Source organism: Planomicrobium sp. CPCC 101079, assembly GCF_007859275.1.
In the GTDB taxonomy this organism is placed as follows: domain Bacteria; phylum Bacillota; class Bacilli; order Bacillales_A; family Planococcaceae; genus Planococcus.
The window spans coordinates 133664-151448 of sequence record NZ_VOHC01000011.1; the positions used below are offsets into that span (position 1 = coordinate 133664).

The following is a 17785-nucleotide window of genomic DNA, read 5'->3' on the forward strand; positions in this document are numbered from 1 at the left end:
TATGCTCGTAGATATTAATTTATTGCCGCAAAAAGAAAGGGACCGCCCCGTTATGCTCTTTGCGGCACTCGGAATTGTCTTGGCTGCCATTTTAATATGGCTGATTTTTTTCTTTATGGCGCAGTCCCAAGCGGCTGAGCAAGCCGCGCTGGACGCCGAGTATGCCCAAGTCTCTGCAGAAGGGGCAGCACTTCGTGCCCAGCTTGAAGCGGCAGTCGGCATGAACGAAGAACAGCAATTAAAAGCCACGGTCGACTGGGCGGAAAGCTATCAGTTTGATACGATTCCGCTGCTTGCAGATTTGGTTTCACGTTTGCCGGAACGCGGGTTTTTCGATTCGTTTTCATTCACAAAGCCGAATGAAGCAATCCTTTCAGTCCAATTTGATACGGCGCGCGAAGCGGCTTATTATTTGGCTCAGTTAAAAACTTCAGAACTGATAACTTCAGCAAAACTCGACTCCGTGATCAACGAAGAACTTGAAGCCGCTGAAGAGGCAGACGTTTTGGAAGATACAGAAGAAAAAATCATTGAAAATCCGCGTTATTTGGCCACTTACAGTTTGGTCTATGTTGATGAGCGCACGCCGTCTGAAGAAGCAGTGGAAGCTGCCGATGGAACAGTGGCGGAGACACCGGCTGCAGAAGAAGCGCCGGCATCAGATGAACCTGCAGAAGCTGCTCCGGCAGAAACGGAGGAGAATGCGCAATGAGCAATTGGACAAAACGCCAAAAAGAACTGGCTCTCGTGATTGTGGCTACCGTTTTGCTGGCGGGGAGCGCCGCTTATTCTTATTTTTCTCTTTATGCACCGGCAAGAGACGCCCGCCTGCAAGCCGAGCAATTGCTTTCTTCTGAGAAAGAAGTGTTGATGGCACTGCAAGCGCAGCAAAAAGCCGCACCAGTAGCAGAGAAAATAAGTACGAGTGCTTTGCAGCAAAAAGTCGCCGTCGAACCGATGGCCGATTTGATCTTGCTCCAAATAGAGCAAGCGGAATTAATCTCAGGAACGCTTGTCACAGCAGTCAATTTTACGGAAGCGCCATTAACGCTTCTGCAGCCGGTTGAAGGGTTGGAAAATGTGCAAGAAATCATCACGACAGTTGAATTTAATGCCCGCGATTATAAAAGCATCACGGCATTCATAAAAGAAATAGAAGCGATGGAACGCATCATGGTGATCGATTCAATCGATTTCGCTTCAAACGAGGAAATTACAACACAAGAGCAAGAAGGTGAACCATTAACGGTTTCTGTCTCATTCTCAGCCTTTTTCCGTCCCGACTTGATCAAATTGGAAGATACTTTGCCTAAAGTCGATTCTCCTGCTCCTGCGAAAAAATCTAATCCATTGCCTCAAAATGACGGCACTGATTTGGTTGTTTCCAGTGATAGTGCTATTGAAGCTTCTTCTGAGAATGGAGAAGAAAATACTGATGCTGTTGTCGCTCAGACCGCTACAGTCCATACAGTCGTTGCGGGTGAGACGCTTTTGCAGATTTCCCGGAAATATTATGGGGATAACGCAGGTGCAGCGCTTATTCAAGAAGCAAACAACTTGTCCGGCTCAGTTGTCAAAGTCGGCATGGCCTTAACGATCCCGCAACGCCCTTAAAAGAGAAATCACTCCGATTTCTCTTTTTTTAATAAAAATTCTATAAGTAAATGAGGGTCATTATGACGATTACGTACGCTTTTTTCTTTTTTATCTTCGGGCTGGTATTCGGCTCGTTTTTCAATGTGGTCGGCTTGCGCGTGCCGAAAAAAGAATCAATTGCTTACCCCCCGTCGCACTGCACAAAATGCAATCGCCAATTGACGGCGATCGATCTCGTTCCGGTCCTGTCGTTCCTTTTTTTACGTGGGAAGTGCCGAACGTGCGGCTCGGAAATCCATTGGGTGTATCCGCTGATGGAGTTCATCACCGGCGCGTTGTTTACGCTGTCGTTTCTGCATTTCGGCTTTACACCGGAACTGGTCATCGCGCTTCTTTTCGTCTCGCTGCTCGTTATCATCACCGTGTCGGATATCGCGTATATGCTCATACCGGATCGGGTGCTCTTGCCCTTTGCAGCGCTCTTGCTGGTGCTTCGCTTCGTCATCCAGCTTGATTCCTGGTGGGACAGCCTGCTTGGCGCTGTAATCGGATTTTCGTTGTTGTTTTTGATAGCGGTCGTTTCAAAAGGCGGTATGGGGGGCGGGGACATCAAATTGTTTCTCGCCATTGGCCTAGTGGTCGGAACGGTGGGCACACTGATGACGCTGTTTTTTGCTTCCGTAATCGGGGCAGTTGCCGGCATTATCCAACTGCGCGTCACCAATAAAGGCCGCAAGACACCTGTCCCGTTTGGCCCGTCAATCGCAGTTGGGGCGTTGATCGTTTATTTTTATGGCATTAACATTTTGGATTGGTATATGAGTTTTATGGGATGAAGCCTAGGCTTCATCTTTTTTATTTCGCATCAAAGATGGAGGAGAAAAAATATTGACACTTTTTAGATGAAGAGCAGAGGGCGCGACTCCCGAGGAAAATGTCCGCCCAGAGCGATTCATCAACTTCAAAATATTTTTTTAAATCTATTAGCTGATCATTTCCCGCAAATCCGCCCACCCAAATCTCATTTTTGAAAGGCGCATAGCTGCCAAAATTTATTTTTCCGTTTTCCCGTACAATTTTCAGCCCGGCGATTATTGGGTATGATGCTAGAAAAGGAGGAATCAGTTATGAAATTTACCGCCAACCAACCAATTATTCTCGCATCGCAGTCGCCGCGCCGGCAAGAGCTGCTCGGCTCGCTGGGATTCGATTTCGCTGTCGTGCCCAGCATCAAGGATGAGCCGGACCCGGCGGACTTCCAGACTGCCATGGGCTATGTTTTAGCATGCGCTGCGCAGAAAGCCCGTGAGGTGTCAAAGAAACACAAGGAGGCCGTAGTCATTGGTTCCGATACGATCGTCACGTTAGACGGAGAAGTATTACTGAAGCCGAAAAACAAAGAACAAGCGGAGGAGTTTCTGCGGAAATTGTCCGGCAACACCCATGACGTCATCACAGCAATTACGGTTTTGCATGGCGACAATGAATTGTCGTTCCATGAATTAACGCAAGTGACATTCTACGATTTGCCGGATGACTGGATCGACGCCTACACCAACACGGACGACCCATACGATAAGGCGGGTGCATACGGCATCCAGACGATGTCGGGCCTCTTCGTCAAAAAAATCAACGGAGATTACAACACGGTCGTCGGGCTGCCGCTCGCAAGCCTTGCACAGAAATTGGCGCAAGCCGGTTATATTTCCCTGGAAAAGAGCCGGATCGGATGCTGACGGAACAGTCACTGATGATCCGGGATGTCCATGTTGCCGACCGTCCGCGCGAGCGGCTGGTCAACCAAGGCGCCAATAGTTTGTCGAACCAGGAACTGATTGCGATATTACTGCGCACCGGCACCAAACAAGAGTCGGTGCTGCATTTAGCCAACCGGGTGCTGACTACTTTTGAGCAAATCCAGCAAATGAAAGACGCCACTATCGAAGAAATGACTTCCATCAAAGGCATCGGCCAAGCGAAAGCAGTGCAGCTTCTTGCTGCAGTAGAGCTTGGCCGCCGCCTTTCCTCGAAACAGACAGATGTGAAATATACGATCCGGTCCCCCAAAGACGCTGCCTCTTACTTGATGGCGGACATGACTTCCTTGAAGCAAGAACATTTTGTCGTGCTGTTTCTAAACATTAAAAACCAAGTGATGCACCGGCAGACAATATTCGTCGGAAGCCTGAATGCCTCCATCGTCCATCCGCGAGAAATATTCCGCGAAGCCGTCCGACGGTCCGCTGCCTCAATCGTCTGCGCGCACAACCACCCCTCTGGGAACCCAGCCCCATCTCCGGAAGACATCGACGTCACCAAGCGGTTGATGGAAGCTGGCAGCATCATAGGCATTGAACTTTTGGACCATGTCATCATAGGTGACCATCAGTTCACATCTTTGAAAGAAAAGGGATATATGTAGTACTGTCTATTTCTCTTCTTATCGTCTATAATGAGAAGTATTGTGTAAACTCTATGGCTTAATAGGCATATAAAGAAGGGAAGTATTTACGTGTTTGGAATTGGATCAAAAGATGTTGGAATTGACTTAGGTACTGCGAATACACTTGTTTTTGTCAAAAATAAAGGGATTGTTCTCCGTGAACCGTCTGTTGTCGCTAAAAATACGAATACTGGCGAGATCGTAGCGGTCGGAAACGACGCGCGAAACATGATCGGCCGGACACCGGGGTCGATCGTCGCTATCCGCCCGATGAAAGATGGCGTGATTGCAGATTACGATACTACAACTGCCATGATCCAATATTATTTAAAAGAAGCAATGAAAGCATCGGGAGGCACTTGGAAAAAGCCGAGCGTTATGGTATGTGTACCATATGGCATTACGTCTGTTGAACAGCGTGCCATCATCGACGCTTCCCGCCAAGCGGGTGCCCGCGAAGCTTTTACAATTGAAGAACCGTTTGCTGCAGCAATCGGCGCGAATTTGCCTGTCTGGGAACCTATGGGCAGCATGGTCGTCGATATTGGTGGCGGAACAACGGAAGTTGCCGTTATTTCACTGGGAGGAATCGTTACCAGCGAATCCATCCGAGTAGCAGGCGATGCAATGGATGTTGCGATTACGCAATACATCCGAAAAGTGTATAATTTGACAATCGGCGAACGCACAGCGGAAGCGATCAAAATTGAAATCGGTTCTGCAAGCGTCGTAACGGATGCCGAGAAAAACTTGAAAATGGACATCCGCGGCCGTGATTTGTTGACTGGATTGCCAAAAACGATTGAAATTTCATCTGAAGAAATTGCTGAAGCATTAAAAGAAGCAGTCGCTGCCATAGTAGAAGGCGTTAAAAAGACGCTTGAAACGACTCCGCCGGAATTATCGGCTGACATCATGGAACGCGGGATCGTCTTAACGGGCGGCGGCGCTTTATTGAAAAACTTGGACAAAGTAATCTCGACTGAAACGATGATGCCTGTCATTATCGCAGATGAACCTTTAGACTGTGTGGCAATCGGTACGGGCAAAGCGCTAGACAACATTGATCAAATTCGTCGCCTGCAATCTACTAAATAGGGAGGATTGCCGTAATGCCACAGCTTTTTTCAAACAAGCGGCTCATTTTGCTGCTGTTGGGCGTCATCCTTCTCGTTGCATTGATTTCGTATTCACTCCGGGACCGCGGCAATGTGTCGCCTCCGGAGCAAGTCATAAAAGATGCAGTGGGAGTCGGGCAATCGATCTTTTCAGGTCCTGCCCATTTTGTAACTGGAATATTTGATAATGTTGATTCCCTCCTGAATACGTACGAGGAAAATCAGCATTTGAAAGCGCGTCTTGAAGAATTTGCAAGTGTCCAAGCGGAAGTGAAGGATTTGCGGACAGAGAACGCCGAGCTGAAGGAAATTGTCGGTAAAGAAGAAGACCTCCGCGATTATAACCCGATCCAAGCGACTGTCATCGCGCGGAATCCGGATCAGTGGGAAGAAAAAGTCATCATTAACAAAGGCTCATCTACCGGAGTCAAAGAAAATATGGCGGTCATGACAGCTTCCGGATTGATCGGCAAAGTTGTCTTGACGACACCATTCTTTTCGACGGTGGAGCTGATTTCAACCCAGAACCCCAATTATCGGGTTTCTGCCATGGTCCTTGGCGGTGAAAAGGAAGTATTCGGATTGATCGAAGGCTATGACGCGGAGCGCCGCGAGCTGCTATTAAAACGGGTGGATGCGGAAATCGAATTGGAAAAAGGCCAACAAGTCGTCTCAAGCGGATTGGGAGGGATTTTTCCGAAAGGGATTTTGATCGGAGAAATCACAGAAGTGACAATCGACGAATTTGGTTTGACGAACCTTGCCTATATCAAACCTGCTGCAGAATTTTCACTCTTGAACCATGTGATTATTGCAGACCGGGTGGCTCCTGAAGTTAATGGGGAAGACAATGGCGAAACTGAGGATGCAGCGGAAACAGAGGAGGATGGCTCATGATTCGATTCTGGATTCCGTTGATTGGTCTCGCCTTGTTTTTCATGGAACCGATTTTCGGCCTGTTTTCGCCGCTCCAACTTGATGGGGGTTTTTATTATATTGTGCCCCGTTTTCTTATCATGTTTTTGATTTTTATAGCCGTTTATTATGATTTAAAGCACGCCATTTACTACGGATTATTTTTCGGGCTCTTGTACGATGTGTTTTTCATTGATATTATTGGGTTATATTCTTTTTTATATCCCGCCATCTGTTTGGCTGCCGGATATATCGTAAAATCGATACACCGCCATTTAGTGGTGACTACAGTTCTAACCCTAGTGCTGACGGCATTGTTCGAATTTATCCTGTATCAATTTTTTAGATTCATCTCACTCGTCTCCATGCCGTTGGATGTTTTTTTAAATACCCGGCTGTTGCCGACCATGATCGCGAATTCGCTATTTTTGCTAATGCTCGGTTGGGTGTTTAAGTTAGTTATCGATGCCCGCTTGATTGAGCGGGAAAAAAACCCAAGGTTATCTTAATGAAAGCGCAGGTGTACCATTTTTGAAGAATCTTGTTTATATTAAAGGGACGAAACAAGGGCTCGTGCTGCAGCTTGATGACCAGTGTGCTTACGCCGATCTGCTGGCGGAGCTTGCGGCAAAGGTGTCGGACCCTGCGCTAGATGGCAGTGCTGAAGTGCAAGTGAATCTCGGGTTCCGTTTTTGCACAGAAGCTCAGCAAAAAGAAATCGTCGCCACAATTCAAACCAATACCCATTTGCGGGTTTCAAAAATGATGAGCGACGTGATCACTGTTGAAGAAAGCAATCGCCGCATCCAAGAGCGCCAATCCGAAACGTATGTTGGTATTGTACGTTCCGGCCAGATTGTAAAAGCCGAAGGTGACCTTGTGGTCGTCGGAGATGTCAACCCGAATGGCAAGGTCGTTGCGGGAGGCAATATTTACGTGCTTGGCCGATTGAAAGGCCAGGCTCATGCTGGAGCCAATGGCAACCGCGAAGCGGTGATTGCGGCTTCCTGGTTGGAAGCCACTCATTTAATGATTCACGACGCCCTGGAAATAATGACCGATGAACTGACGGTTTTGTCGGAGCAGCCGGAAATGGAATGCGCTTATTTACATAATAACGGCCATATCATCATTGACCGCTTGCAGGAATTACGGTATATACGGCCGGAAATTTCAACGTTTAAAGGAGGAAGCTAATGTGGGAGAAGCAATAGTTGTGACATCAGGAAAGGGAGGCGTCGGTAAAACGACGACGACCGCTAATCTCGGTACTGCATTGGCTCTTCAAGGGAAAAAAGTATGCTTGATCGATACGGATATAGGTTTGCGGAATTTAGATGTAATTCTAGGGCTCGAAAACCGGATCATCTACGATCTGGTAGACGTCCTAGAAGGCCGCTGCAAGGTTCATCAGGCGCTTGTCAAAGACAAGCGTTTTGAAGATATGCTGTATTTATTGCCGGCTGCACAGACAACCGACAAAAATGCTGTCAATCCGGACCAGATGAGGGAATTGGTGATGGGCTTGAAAGAGCAGTATGATTTTGTCATCATCGATTGCCCGGCCGGCATTGAACAAGGCTACAAAAACGCTGTAGCGGGGGCTGACCGCGCAATCGTCGTCACGACTCCGGAAATTTCAGCAGTCCGTGATGCCGACCGCATCATCGGGCTTCTGGAATTGGAAGAGAACATCGATCCGCCGAAATTGATCATCAACCGCATCCGTCCGCATTTGATGAAAGCGGGCGAAGCGCTTGACGTCAACGAAATCACGACGCATTTATCGATCGATCTTCTAGGAATCATCGCCGATGACGAAAGCGTCATTTCAAGCTCGAACCGTGGAGAGCCGATTGTCATGGACCCGACAAACCGTGCTGCGCTCGGATACCGCAACATCGCCCGGCGATTGCTCGGCGAATCTGTTCCGCTTATGACGATGGACAAGCAAAACCAAGGCGTGTTCTCGAAAATCAAAGCGATTTTTTCAAAATAATACAGTACAGCAACCCCTGCAGAAACGCAGGGGTTTTATATTTATAAATTATACTGGCCAAATGCACTTTTGGTTTTTATGAGAGCAGCTACGGGTATTCCATGAATGAAAGAACCTGGCTGTCTATGGGCTTTTGTGCCAGTCATAATAGCGGAATGGCCCTCTCTTTGATAGGTCAGTGAATCATTGCTTATGGCGCTGCACCTTGATTATCAAGAAACAGTTGACGCCGCCGCCTCCACATGGTATTATTTTAATGTTATGTTTGTAGCGCACCTGTGCTACAACCGCTCGAACCGGGTCTTGAAGCGTTCGCAAGAATTTGCGGATCACCTGGATAGGCGAGTCTTAGTCTAAGAGGAGGTGCAAGGATATGTACGCAATTATTGAAACTGGTGGTAAACAAATCAAAGTTGAAGCGGGCCAAGAAATCTTCATCGAGAAATTGAATGTAGAAGCGGGCGACGCAGTAACTTTTGACAAAGTTCTATTTGTAGGTGGAGACGAATCACGCGTTGGTGTTCCTTTTGTTGAAGGAGCTACTGTTACGGCTACTGTTGCTAAAAACGGCAAAGCGAAAAAGATTACTGTTTTCAAATACAAAGCGAAAAAGAACTACCGCAAAAAACAAGGTCATCGTCAGCCATACACAAAATTGACTGTTGATGCAATCAACCTGTAAGAAATGATACAAGTCACCGTAAAGGAATCGTCAAACCGCATTTCATCTTTTGAAATGTCGGGCCACGCCGACTATGCCGAACATGGCCAAGATCTCGTATGTGCTGGTGCGTCCGCTGTCTCATTTGGAGCGGTGAACGCCATTATGGAGTTGACGAAGATCGAACCTGTAATCGAGCAGGCGGACAGCGGCTTTTTGAAAGTTGCTTTTCCGGAAGGTGTGGATGAAAAAACAGACGAACAAGTTCAATTGCTTGTACGCGCGATGATTGTTTCATTGAAAACGATTGAGCAAGATTATGGGAAATATATAAAAATAACCTTCACAGCTTAGGAGGTGGAACAGAATGTTAAGATTAGATCTTCAGTTTTTTGCATCCAAAAAAGGTGTAGGTTCAACGAGAAACGGACGTGACTCAGAATCTAAACGCCTTGGCGCAAAACGTGCAGACGGCCAAGAAGTTACTGGTGGTTCAATTTTATACCGTCAACGCGGTACTAAAATTTACCCAGGTGAAAACGTTGGACGCGGTGGAGACGATACACTTTTTGCTAAAGTTGACGGAATCGTACGTTTCGAACGTTACGGACGCGACAAGAAAAAAGTTAGCGTATACCCAGTAGCACAAGAAGCTTAATAAACGATGAAGGGGCTGCTTTTGGCAGCCCTTTTTATTTTTTCTATCAGGAATTTTCGGAGTGGAATTGGTATACTGAAAAGAGAAGCTGATAGAGGACGTGACGTATGAAAGATACGCTGACAATGGCACAATCGCTTCGGCATGCGCGCCATGATTTTTTGAACGAATTGCAATTGATCAAAATGAATTTGGACTTGGGCCGGATTGAACAAGCGCAGAAAATAATTCGTTCGCATGCTGAAGCGGCTGTGCATGCGAGCCGGTTGGCGGCGCTCAAACTGCCAAAAACGGAAGAATGGCTGCTCGTTTCCAAATGGCGTTTTCCCGAATTCGGGTTCCGGATAGAGTGTATGGCGGAAAAAGCGCCCCATTCATTGGATGTGGAATTTGCGGAAACATTGGAAGCAATTGTACAGGCGATTAATGAGCGCATGGATCCATGGGAAGAATATGATTGCCGGATTGAACTTGCCTCAACAGCGTCTGCATTCACGCTGACTGTGGATGCGGCAGGAAATTGGGCGGATGTCGAAGTTCCGCAGGTTCCGGAATTACAGGTACGAAAAGAGTGTGCAGAAGGCAGGACGGTTTTCACTGTCAGCGCACAGATGGAGGGATAATATGTTTGTCGATCACGTAAAAGTTTATGTTAAAGGTGGAGACGGCGGCGATGGAATGGTCGCATTCCGCCGCGAAAAATATGTGCCGAACGGCGGACCAGCCGGCGGCGACGGCGGTAAAGGCGGAGATATCGTCTTTATCGTAGAAGAAGGTCTGCGGACATTGATGGATTTCCGCTATAAGCGAATTTTTAAAGCGGACCGCGGTACGCACGGCATGAGCAAAAACCAGCACGGTGCAAAAGCACAAGATACATTGATCAAAGTTCCGCCTGGCACGGTTGTGAAAGATGCCGATACCGGCGAAACAATTGCCGATTTGGTTGAACATGGCCAAACAGCAGTTATTGCGCGCGGCGGGCGCGGCGGACGCGGTAACTCGCGTTTTGCGACACCAGCCAATCCAGCACCGGAATTATCGGAAAAAGGCGAACCAGGATTTGAACGCAATGTTATTCTGGAACTGAAAGTATTAGCGGATGCCGGTCTTGTAGGATTCCCGAGTGTCGGCAAATCGACGCTCCTATCGGTAGTATCAGCTGCGAAGCCGAAAATTGCCGAATACCACTTTACGACAATTGTTCCAAATTTAGGGATGGTAGAAACAGAAGATCAGCGCAGTTTTGTCATGGCAGACCTTCCAGGGTTGATCGAAGGCGCGCATGAAGGCGTCGGATTAGGCCACCAATTCTTGCGCCATATCGAACGGACACGCGTAATTGTCCATGTGATCGATATGTCGGGTATGGAAGGCCGCGACCCTTATGAAGATTATTTGACCATCAATGAAGAGTTGCAGCAATACAATATGCGTTTGACAGAGCGTCCACAATTGATCGTAGCGAACAAAATGGATATGCCGGATGCAGAAGAAAATCTGGAGGAATTCCGCAAGAAATTGCCGGAAGATGCCCGCATTTTCCCGATATCAGCACTTTCTCGCAAAGGTCTGAACAACTTATTGTTTGCGATTGCCGATTTGCTGGAAGTCACACCGGAATTCCCGTTGATCGACGAAGTGGATGAAGAATCGGAAAATGCAGTTCTTTACAAGCACGAAGCGGAAAGCGACGGCTTTACAATTACCCGCGATTCGGACGGTTCGTTCGTCTTGAGCGGTTATGCGATTGAGCGCCTGTTCAAGATGACCGACTTCTCGCGGGAAGATTCAATCCGCCGGTTTGCCCGCCAAATGCGCGGCATGGGGATAGATGATGCATTGCGGGAGCGTGGCGCTGAAAACGGCGATACGGTTCGCTTGCTTGAATTCGAATTTGAATTTATGGACTGATCAGGCTTTCAGCCCGGTCGGTAAAGTTTTACTTGATCTGGAGGTTGCGTGAATGAAGGATATCTCGGAACAACGGTTTTATTTGGTGCGCGAAGATGTTTTGACGGAAGCGATGCAAAAGACGCTTGAAGTGAAAAAATTGCTGCAGCGTGACCGCATGTCGATTTTGGATGCGGTAGCGCAGACTGGTCTTTCACGCAGCGCTTTCTATAAATATCGGGATGCGGTGTTCCCGTTCCATTCCATTGTCAAAGAACGGATTTTGACCGTTTTTCTTCAATTGGAAGACCGGGCGGGGACGCTTGCGACTCTCCTTCAGTCAGTTGCAGAGGCGCATTGCAATATTTTGACAATCCATCAGACAATTCCGATTCAAGGGCGTGCAAATGTGACGCTTTCTTTGGACGTGACGGCGATGGAAATAGACTTGGAGACGTTTTTGCAGCAACTGAAAAAGCTCGATTTTGTCGAATCGGCGGACGTTGTTTCAAGCGGCTCCTATTAATAAAAAGGCGGGATTGTATGGCAGAAAATACAAGGCAACACCAGATTTCTTTCTTAGGACCAGAAGCGTCTTTTACGCATATGGCTGCTTTAAAAGTTTTTCCGGACAGCTCCTTGCTTCCTTATACTACAATTCCTGAATGCATAGAAGCAGTGGCAGAAGGCCGTGTTGATTACGCGGTCGTGCCGCTGGAAAATGCATTGGAAGGTTCAGTGCCGCTGACCATTGATTATTTGTTCCATGAAGTGCAGCTTTTTGTGACGGCAGAAGTGCTGTCGCCGATCGAACAGCATTTATTGGTGCATCCTGAAAACCGGTACGCGGAATCTTTTGAAGCGATCTATTCGCACCCGCATGCATTGGCGCAGTGCCATAAGTTTTTGTTCTATACATATAAGACCACGCCGCTCGAGCAATTCAGCTCGACATCGGCTGCAGCCAAAATGGTCAGCGAATTGCCCGAACGTCCGATTGCGGCCATCGGCAATGAATTCTCGGCGGAAAAATATGGGCTCGATATTTTGCACCGGGAAATCCATGATTTCCACTTCAACCATACGCGCTTTTTCGTATTGTCCAGGGAAAATCACAAACTGGATGTGCGCGGGCATGATGAGCAGATCAAAACGACGCTGATGATTTCCTTGCCGGAAGACGACCGATCGGGTGTGCTTCATCAAGTGCTTTCGGTCTTCTCATGGCGCAAGCTGAACTTGAGCAAGATCGAGTCGCGTCCGTTAAAAACCGGGCTAGGCAACTACTTTTTCATCGTCGACGTGTTGGAGGACGAAAACGCGGCACTGATGAAAGGTGCGTTCGAAGAACTGGCAGCAATCGGCTGCAGCGTGAAATCGCTCGGCTCGTATTATACGTATAAGTAAAAGAAGCCCCTCATGCCTAGTGCTGAGGGGCTTCTTTTATGTGCTTATTCCGTCTCTTCCAATAGAAAACCGTGCTCCCGCATCGAGTCGAGCGCGCGTTCGAGTGCTTCCGCGTTCGGTGCAGTGATCGTGTGAAGATGATAGCCGCCGGTCAGCTCAAGCAGGTAGCTGGCGCCGGTGTCGCGGACGCGCTGCATAAAACGTTCCACCTCTTGTTCATTGGACACGTGGATTCCGGCCGTCAGTTCACCATAGACAGGATGCTCGACAATAACATCTTTGACGGTCACGCCAGCATTCACCAGCACTTTCAATTCAAGTTCGGTGTCTTCTTTTGTGTGCAGGCACGCGATGCTCTGGCTGATTTCTTCGGTCGAACGGCCGTTCAAGTACAAGTAGCCTTGGCTCGTCGCGATGATCGGTTCGCCTTTTGCTTTCAGCAAGGTCATGTCGCTGACGATAACTTGCCTTGATACGTTGGCGAACGCGGCGAGCTCACTGCCTGTTAAAGGAGCTGAAGATGTTTTAATTTTCTGCAATAAAATCTGTCGGCGGTCGTCGCCGTATAATTTTTTCATGTAGAACCCTCGCTTATAGAAGTGTTTAATGTTATTTTAACATGAGGCTTTTACTAACGGGTTTATTTCGTCTAATGCGAACAAATATGCTATAATCAATAGGTTGAATTAAAGGGGAGACTACTATGTACGATTACATAAAAGGGACCGTTACACGCGTGACACCCGAATATTTGGTAGTAGAACAGCAAGGAATCGGCTGGCAGATTTTTGCGCCGAATCCGTATTCGTTCGGATCCGAAGAACTGCAAGTGTTCTTGCACCATCATGTGCGGGAAGATGCGCATCTGTTGTTCGGTTTTCCGACGCTTGAACAGCGCGAACTTTTCCGCAAGCTTATATCGGTATCCGGCATCGGGCCAAAAGGGGCGCTGGCGATTTTAGCAAGCGGCCAGCCGCAGCACGTGATCGAGGCGATCGAACGCGAAGATGAATCGTTTTTGGTAAAATTCCCGGGCGTCGGCAAAAAAACGGCACGCCAAATGATTTTGGATTTGAAAGGCAAGCTTGCTGAATTTTTCGGGGAACCGCTGGAGTCAGCAGAACCGCATGGTTTATTCGCAAGTGACGATACGGAACTTGAGGAAGCGATGCTGGCATTAGGCGCACTCGGCTATTCAGAGCGTGAAATCGCCAAAGTAAAACCGCAACTAAAGGATTTGGATTTGGATACAGAAGGCTATATGAAAAAAGCATTGCAGCTTTTATTGAAATTAAACTGATGAAAAGGAGGCGAACGGCATGGAAGAACGGGTCATAGGAGGCGAAATATCCGAGTTTGATGAACGCTTTGAACAATCGCTGCGCCCGCAATTTCTTTCCCAGTATATTGGGCAGCATAAAGTAAAACACAATTTGGAAATTTTCATCGAAGCGGCTAAAATGCGCCAGGAAAGCCTTGACCACGTATTGCTATACGGGCCTCCTGGACTTGGTAAAACTACGCTTGCGGCAGTAATCGCCAATGAAATGGGCGTTAATGTGAAAATGACGAGCGGGCCGGCAATAGAACGTCCCGGCGATCTGGCAGCGATTGTCTCGTCGCTTGAACCGGGAGATGTTTTGTTTATCGACGAAATCCATCGGTTGAACCGCTCGATCGAGGAAGTGCTGTATCCGGCGATGGAAGATTTCTGTTTGGATATCGTTGTCGGCAAAGGTCCGACAGCACGCTCTGTCCGCCTTGATTTGCCGCCGTTTACGTTGATCGGCGCGACCACGCGTGCTGGTGCTTTATCAGCTCCGTTGCGCGACCGCTTCGGCGTCATGGCACGACTCGAGTATTACGACACGGAAGCATTGACTGATATTGTTGTCCGCAGCTCTCAATTGTTCGAAGCGGAGATCGACCCGAATGCCGCCGTGGAAATCGCGCGGCGCTCCCGTGGGACCCCGCGTATCGCCAACCGTCTATTGAAGCGTGTCCGTGATTATGCACAAGTTCGCGGCACGGGTGCTATAACAGTTGATATGGCCGATCAAGCACTGGAGATGCTTCAAGTGGATCCGCTCGGCCTTGACCATGTTGACCATAAATTATTGACCGGCATGATTCAGCGGTTCCGGGGCGGTCCGGTAGGCCTCGATACGATTGCGGCAAGCATCGGGGAAGAATCGACGACGATAGAAGACGTCTACGAGCCTTATCTGCTGCAAATCGGCTTTATCCAGCGCACCCCAAGAGGCCGAGTCGTAACAGCAACCGCCTATGAGCACTTCAACATGGAAGTGCCTGAATAACACAATACAAATCAATCTAAAATAATAATATTTTATTGTTATGAAGTATGGAGCAAAGCGGCGGAGACTCCAGCGGGACAGCGAAGGCAATGCTCCTGCATCGCTGCGCTGCTTCGTCGCAAAGGTATTGGCCGAACTAGCGGCCAATACCTTGCCCGCCGGAAAGCGCAGCCGCTTTGCGGAATATTCAATAGCATTTTTAATTTATATGATTTAATAAAGCCTAAAACAAAGGAAGAGTTAGAATGAACGTAAACGATTTTGATTTTGAGTTGCCGGAACAGCTGATTGCACAAACGCCGCTTCTTGACCGGACATCGAGCCGCCTGCTTGTGATGGACAAGGAAACGGGAGTGGTTGCGCACCGTTATTTCCGTGACATTCTCGACCATCTGCATGCCGGGGATGTACTTGTATTAAACGACACGCGCGTTTTGCCGGCCCGGTTGATGGGCGTAAAAGAAGATACAGGAGCGAATATCGAATTGCTTCTATTGAAACAGATTGAAGACGATGTGTGGGAAACGCTTGTCAAACCTGCGAAGAAAGTCAAAGTGGGAACGGTCGTGTCATTTGGTGAAGGCTTGCTGCGCGCGGAATGCACCGCCATTCTGGACCACGGCGGCCGCCACTTTAAAATGATCTACGACGGCATTTTCTACGAAATTTTGGATGCACTTGGCGAAATGCCGCTTCCGCCTTATATCCGCGAAAAGTTGGACGACCAGGACCGCTACCAAACGGTCTTTGCCAAAGAGCGGGGAAGTGCAGCCGCTCCGACAGCCGGCCTGCATTTCACAGAAGAATTGCTTGATGAAATCCGCGCAAAAGGCGTTGAGATCGCGTTTATCACTTTGCATGTCGGGCTTGGCACATTCCGCCCGGTGAGCGTTGATTCGATTGAAGACCATGCCATGCATGCGGAATTCTACCGGATCACCCAGGAAACCGCAGATGTCATAAATTCGGCGAAACAGCGCGGCGGACGAATTATTTCGGTCGGGACAACATCGACCCGGACACTCGAATCCGTGGCGAACAAGTTTGGCGGAAAGCTGCAAGAAGACAGCGGCTGGACCGATATTTTCATCTTCCCGGGCTTTGAATTCAAAGCTGTGGACGGCTTGATCACCAATTTCCATTTGCCAAAATCGACATTGGTCATGCTGGTCAGCGCTTTATCGAACCGGGACAATATTTTAAATGCTTACAACGAAGCGATCGGCGAACAATACCGCTTTTTCAGTTTTGGAGACGCGATGTTTATTGAACCAGAGAAAAAGGAGACTTTCCATGATACCAGCAGTAACGTATGAACACATTAAAACCTGTAAACAAACAGGCGCGCGGCTTGGCATCGTCCACACTCCGCACGGCTCTTTTGAAACACCTGCTTTTATGCCGGTCGGCACGCAAGCGACCGTAAAAACAATGTCGCCGGAAGAATTGAAAGCAATGAACGCCGGAATCATTTTAAGCAACACTTATCATTTATGGCTGCGGCCCGGCAATGATGTCATTAAAGAAGCTGGCGGCTTGCACAAATTCATGAACTGGGACCGGCCGATTTTGACGGATTCCGGCGGTTTCCAAGTGTTTTCACTAAGCGAATTCCGCAATATCAAAGAAGAAGGCGTCCATTTCCGCAACCACATGAATGGCGACAAACTGTTCTTGAGCCCTGAAAAAGCGATGCAGATCCAAAATGATTTGGGTTCGGACATCATGATGGCGTTTGATGAATGCCCGCCTTACCCGGCATCCCATGAGTACATGAAATCATCAGTCGAACGCACGTCCCGCTGGGCAGAACGCTGTCTAGAAGCACATGCCCGGCCAAATGACCAAGCTCTGTTCGGCATTATCCAAGGAGGCGAATACGAAGACCTGCGCAAGCAAAGCGCGCGGGATTTGGTATCGCTTGATTTTCCGGGATACGCAATCGGCGGCTTGTCTGTCGGCGAACCCAAAGACGTCATGAATCGCGCGTTGGAATTCACGACGCCGTTGATGCCTTTCGACAAGCCGCGTTATTTGATGGGCGTCGGGTCTCCGGACTCGCTGATCGATGGAGCCATACGTGGCGTTGACATGTTCGACTGCGTCTTGCCTACACGCATTGCGCGCAACGGCACGTTGATGACGAGCACAGGCCGCTTGAACATTAAAAATGCCGCGTTCAAACGCGATTTCGGGCCAATCGATGAAAAATGCGATTGCTACACATGCACAAACTATACGCGTGCTTACGTTCACCACTTGATTCGCGCAGATGAAACGTTTGGAATTCGACTTACTAGTTATCATAACCTGCAATTTCTGTTAAACTTAATGGAACAGGTCCGTCAAGCGATCCGCGAAGACCGCCTGGGAGATTTCCGCGAAGAATTTTTCGAAGCGTACGGATTTAATCTGCCAAACGCGAAAAACTTCTAAGTTTGAAAGAAATAGAGATAGCGAAAGGGGGAAAATGAACAAATGGATACAATAGTAGCGTTATCGCCTTTACTATTAATGTTCGTGTTAATGTGGTTTTTCATCATCCGTCCTGCCCAAAAACGCCAGAAACAAACAGCGCAAATGCAGACTGGAATCAAACGTGGAGATCAGATCGTCACGATCGGCGGCCTTCACGGCCAGGTCGATGCAGTTGACGACACGACTGTTTACATCAAAGTCGCTGATGGCACACGTTTGCAATTCGAACGCCAAGCAATTGCCCGCGTTGTGGATTCTGCAAAAACAGGCCTTTAAGAAAAGTTCGCCTTCTTTAATAG

23 protein-coding genes and 1 other annotated feature are annotated in these 17785 nt (G+C 48.3%); of the genes, 22 read left to right on the forward strand and 1 reads right to left on the reverse strand.

Annotation, left to right across the window (positions count from 1 at the left end; genetic code table 11):
• Position 1 precedes the first annotated feature (1 nt).
• The 17 genes from FQV28_RS05105 to pheA all read left to right on the forward strand — a co-directional run bounded on the left by FQV28_RS05105 (position 2) and on the right by pheA (position 12690).
• The gene (locus FQV28_RS05105; protein WP_146494496.1) at positions 2 to 712 is read left to right on the forward strand and encodes a PilN domain-containing protein; all 711 of its coding nucleotides are present in this window, start codon (positions 2 to 4) and stop codon (positions 710 to 712) included.
• The gene (locus FQV28_RS05110) at positions 709 to 1614 is read left to right on the forward strand and encodes a LysM peptidoglycan-binding domain-containing protein (protein ID WP_186763786.1); all 906 of its coding nucleotides are present in this window, start codon (positions 709 to 711) and stop codon (positions 1612 to 1614) included. The genes FQV28_RS05105 and FQV28_RS05110 overlap by 4 nt, the downstream gene beginning before the upstream one ends.
• A 62-nt stretch (positions 1615 to 1676) precedes the next feature.
• The gene (locus tag FQV28_RS05115; RefSeq protein WP_146494497.1) at positions 1677 to 2432 is read left to right on the forward strand and encodes a prepilin peptidase; all 756 of its coding nucleotides are present in this window, start codon (positions 1677 to 1679) and stop codon (positions 2430 to 2432) included.
• A gap of 264 nt (positions 2433 to 2696) precedes the next feature.
• Positions 2697 to 3332 carry a Maf family protein gene (locus tag FQV28_RS05120; protein ID WP_255472837.1) on the forward strand — a complete coding sequence of 212 codons (636 nt, stop codon included), beginning with the start codon at positions 2697 to 2699 and terminating at the stop codon, positions 3330 to 3332.
• The gene (gene radC / locus FQV28_RS05125) at positions 3326 to 4018 is read left to right on the forward strand and encodes a RadC family protein (protein ID WP_146494498.1); all 693 of its coding nucleotides are present in this window, start codon (positions 3326 to 3328) and stop codon (positions 4016 to 4018) included. Before FQV28_RS05120 ends, radC begins: the two co-directional genes overlap by 7 nt.
• A gap of 90 nt (positions 4019 to 4108) precedes the next feature.
• Positions 4109 to 5137 carry a rod shape-determining protein gene (locus FQV28_RS05130; RefSeq protein ID WP_146494499.1) on the forward strand — a complete coding sequence of 343 codons (1029 nt, stop codon included), beginning with the start codon at positions 4109 to 4111 and terminating at the stop codon, positions 5135 to 5137.
• A gap of 14 nt (positions 5138 to 5151) precedes the next feature.
• Positions 5152 to 6054 carry a rod shape-determining protein MreC gene (mreC, locus tag FQV28_RS05135; protein WP_146494500.1) on the forward strand — a complete coding sequence of 301 codons (903 nt, stop codon included), beginning with the start codon at positions 5152 to 5154 and terminating at the stop codon, positions 6052 to 6054.
• Positions 6051 to 6581 (forward strand): rod shape-determining protein MreD, encoded by a 531-nt coding sequence (gene mreD, locus FQV28_RS05140; RefSeq protein ID WP_146494501.1) that lies wholly within the window; start codon positions 6051 to 6053, stop codon positions 6579 to 6581. The genes mreC and mreD overlap by 4 nt, the downstream gene beginning before the upstream one ends.
• A gap of 22 nt (positions 6582 to 6603) precedes the next feature.
• Positions 6604 to 7269, forward strand: a complete 666-nt coding sequence (minC, locus tag FQV28_RS05145; protein ID WP_146494502.1) for a septum site-determining protein MinC — start codon at positions 6604 to 6606, stop codon at positions 7267 to 7269.
• Position 7270: 1 nt separating this feature from the next.
• A complete protein-coding gene (gene minD / locus FQV28_RS05150; protein WP_146494503.1) occupies positions 7271 to 8071 on the forward strand; it encodes a septum site-determining protein MinD in 801 nt (266 codons plus the stop codon).
• A 275-nt stretch (positions 8072 to 8346) separates the two neighbouring features.
• Positions 8347 to 8430 (forward strand) — a sequence feature (ribosomal protein L21 leader region).
• A 14-nt stretch (positions 8431 to 8444) separates the two neighbouring features.
• The gene (gene rplU / locus FQV28_RS05155; RefSeq protein WP_106533814.1) at positions 8445 to 8753 is read left to right on the forward strand and encodes a 50S ribosomal protein L21; all 309 of its coding nucleotides are present in this window, start codon (positions 8445 to 8447) and stop codon (positions 8751 to 8753) included.
• Positions 8754 to 8756: 3 nt separating this feature from the next.
• The gene (locus FQV28_RS05160; RefSeq protein WP_146494504.1) at positions 8757 to 9086 is read left to right on the forward strand and encodes a ribosomal-processing cysteine protease Prp; all 330 of its coding nucleotides are present in this window, start codon (positions 8757 to 8759) and stop codon (positions 9084 to 9086) included.
• A gap of 13 nt (positions 9087 to 9099) precedes the next feature.
• Entirely contained in the window at positions 9100 to 9390 is a 291-nt protein-coding gene (gene rpmA, locus FQV28_RS05165; RefSeq protein WP_146494505.1) for a 50S ribosomal protein L27, read from the forward strand.
• A gap of 107 nt (positions 9391 to 9497) precedes the next feature.
• Entirely contained in the window at positions 9498 to 10013 is a 516-nt protein-coding gene (locus tag FQV28_RS05170; RefSeq protein WP_146494506.1) for a Spo0B domain-containing protein, read from the forward strand.
• Between the two features lies 1 nt (position 10014).
• The gene (obgE, locus tag FQV28_RS05175) at positions 10015 to 11304 is read left to right on the forward strand and encodes a GTPase ObgE (protein ID WP_146494507.1); all 1290 of its coding nucleotides are present in this window, start codon (positions 10015 to 10017) and stop codon (positions 11302 to 11304) included.
• Between the two features lie 52 nt (positions 11305 to 11356).
• Positions 11357 to 11809 (forward strand): ACT domain-containing protein, encoded by a 453-nt coding sequence (locus tag FQV28_RS05180; protein ID WP_146494508.1) that lies wholly within the window; start codon positions 11357 to 11359, stop codon positions 11807 to 11809.
• Positions 11810 to 11826: 17 nt separating this feature from the next.
• Positions 11827 to 12690, forward strand: coding sequence for a prephenate dehydratase (pheA, locus tag FQV28_RS05185; RefSeq protein WP_146494509.1), 864 nt, complete (start codon positions 11827 to 11829; stop codon positions 12688 to 12690).
• A gap of 44 nt (positions 12691 to 12734) precedes the next feature.
• Here pheA and FQV28_RS05190 read toward each other — a convergent pair whose 3' ends face one another.
• On the reverse strand, positions 12735 to 13268 hold the full coding sequence (locus FQV28_RS05190; RefSeq protein ID WP_146494510.1) for a transcription repressor NadR: 534 nt from the start codon (positions 13266 to 13268) through the stop codon (positions 12735 to 12737).
• 125 nt (positions 13269 to 13393) lie between these two features.
• Here FQV28_RS05190 and ruvA point away from each other — a divergent pair, with 125 nt between their 5' ends.
• From ruvA to yajC, 5 genes are all read left to right on the forward strand, one after another.
• Positions 13394 to 13990 (forward strand): Holliday junction branch migration protein RuvA, encoded by a 597-nt coding sequence (ruvA, locus tag FQV28_RS05195; RefSeq protein ID WP_146494511.1) that lies wholly within the window; start codon positions 13394 to 13396, stop codon positions 13988 to 13990.
• A gap of 19 nt (positions 13991 to 14009) precedes the next feature.
• A complete protein-coding gene (gene ruvB / locus FQV28_RS05200; RefSeq protein WP_146494512.1) occupies positions 14010 to 15008 on the forward strand; it encodes a Holliday junction branch migration DNA helicase RuvB in 999 nt (332 codons plus the stop codon).
• Between the two features lie 245 nt (positions 15009 to 15253).
• Positions 15254 to 16324: a tRNA preQ1(34) S-adenosylmethionine ribosyltransferase-isomerase QueA gene (queA, locus tag FQV28_RS05205; RefSeq protein ID WP_146494513.1), complete on the forward strand. Its 1071-nt coding sequence runs from the start codon at positions 15254 to 15256 to the stop codon at positions 16322 to 16324.
• Positions 16305 to 17444 (forward strand): tRNA guanosine(34) transglycosylase Tgt, encoded by a 1140-nt coding sequence (gene tgt / locus FQV28_RS05210; RefSeq protein WP_146494957.1) that lies wholly within the window; start codon positions 16305 to 16307, stop codon positions 17442 to 17444. Before queA ends, tgt begins: the two co-directional genes overlap by 20 nt.
• Before the next feature lie 42 nt (positions 17445 to 17486).
• The gene (gene yajC / locus FQV28_RS05215) at positions 17487 to 17762 is read left to right on the forward strand and encodes a preprotein translocase subunit YajC (protein WP_106533803.1); all 276 of its coding nucleotides are present in this window, start codon (positions 17487 to 17489) and stop codon (positions 17760 to 17762) included.
• The last annotated feature ends 23 nt before the right edge of the window (positions 17763 to 17785 follow it).

Coding starts and splice junctions, on each gene's coding strand:
- mreC (WP_146494500.1), top strand. CDS start 5,152: ATGCCACAGCTTTTTTCAAACAAGCGGCTCATTTTGCTGCTGTTGGGC.
- queA (WP_146494513.1), top strand. CDS start 15,254: ATGAACGTAAACGATTTTGATTTTGAGTTGCCGGAACAGCTGATTGCA.
- radC (WP_146494498.1), top strand. CDS start 3,326: ATGCTGACGGAACAGTCACTGATGATCCGGGATGTCCATGTTGCCGAC.
- ruvB (WP_146494512.1), top strand. CDS start 14,010: ATGGAAGAACGGGTCATAGGAGGCGAAATATCCGAGTTTGATGAACGC.
- FQV28_RS05190 (WP_146494510.1), bottom strand. CDS start 13,268: ATGAAAAAATTATACGGCGACGACCGCCGACAGATTTTATTGCAGAAA.
- rpmA (WP_146494505.1), top strand. CDS start 9,100: ATGTTAAGATTAGATCTTCAGTTTTTTGCATCCAAAAAAGGTGTAGGT.
- FQV28_RS05180 (WP_146494508.1), top strand. CDS start 11,357: ATGAAGGATATCTCGGAACAACGGTTTTATTTGGTGCGCGAAGATGTT.
- pheA (WP_146494509.1), top strand. CDS start 11,827: ATGGCAGAAAATACAAGGCAACACCAGATTTCTTTCTTAGGACCAGAA.
- yajC (WP_106533803.1), top strand. CDS start 17,487: ATGGATACAATAGTAGCGTTATCGCCTTTACTATTAATGTTCGTGTTA.
- FQV28_RS05105 (WP_146494496.1), top strand. CDS start 2: ATGCTCGTAGATATTAATTTATTGCCGCAAAAAGAAAGGGACCGCCCC.
- ruvA (WP_146494511.1), top strand. CDS start 13,394: ATGTACGATTACATAAAAGGGACCGTTACACGCGTGACACCCGAATAT.
- rplU (WP_106533814.1), top strand. CDS start 8,445: ATGTACGCAATTATTGAAACTGGTGGTAAACAAATCAAAGTTGAAGCG.
- FQV28_RS05120 (WP_255472837.1), top strand. CDS start 2,697: ATGATGCTAGAAAAGGAGGAATCAGTTATGAAATTTACCGCCAACCAA.
- mreD (WP_146494501.1), top strand. CDS start 6,051: ATGATTCGATTCTGGATTCCGTTGATTGGTCTCGCCTTGTTTTTCATG.
- FQV28_RS05110 (WP_186763786.1), top strand. CDS start 709: ATGAGCAATTGGACAAAACGCCAAAAAGAACTGGCTCTCGTGATTGTG.
- obgE (WP_146494507.1), top strand. CDS start 10,015: ATGTTTGTCGATCACGTAAAAGTTTATGTTAAAGGTGGAGACGGCGGC.
- FQV28_RS05115 (WP_146494497.1), top strand. CDS start 1,677: ATGACGATTACGTACGCTTTTTTCTTTTTTATCTTCGGGCTGGTATTC.
- FQV28_RS05170 (WP_146494506.1), top strand. CDS start 9,498: ATGAAAGATACGCTGACAATGGCACAATCGCTTCGGCATGCGCGCCAT.
- FQV28_RS05160 (WP_146494504.1), top strand. CDS start 8,757: ATGATACAAGTCACCGTAAAGGAATCGTCAAACCGCATTTCATCTTTT.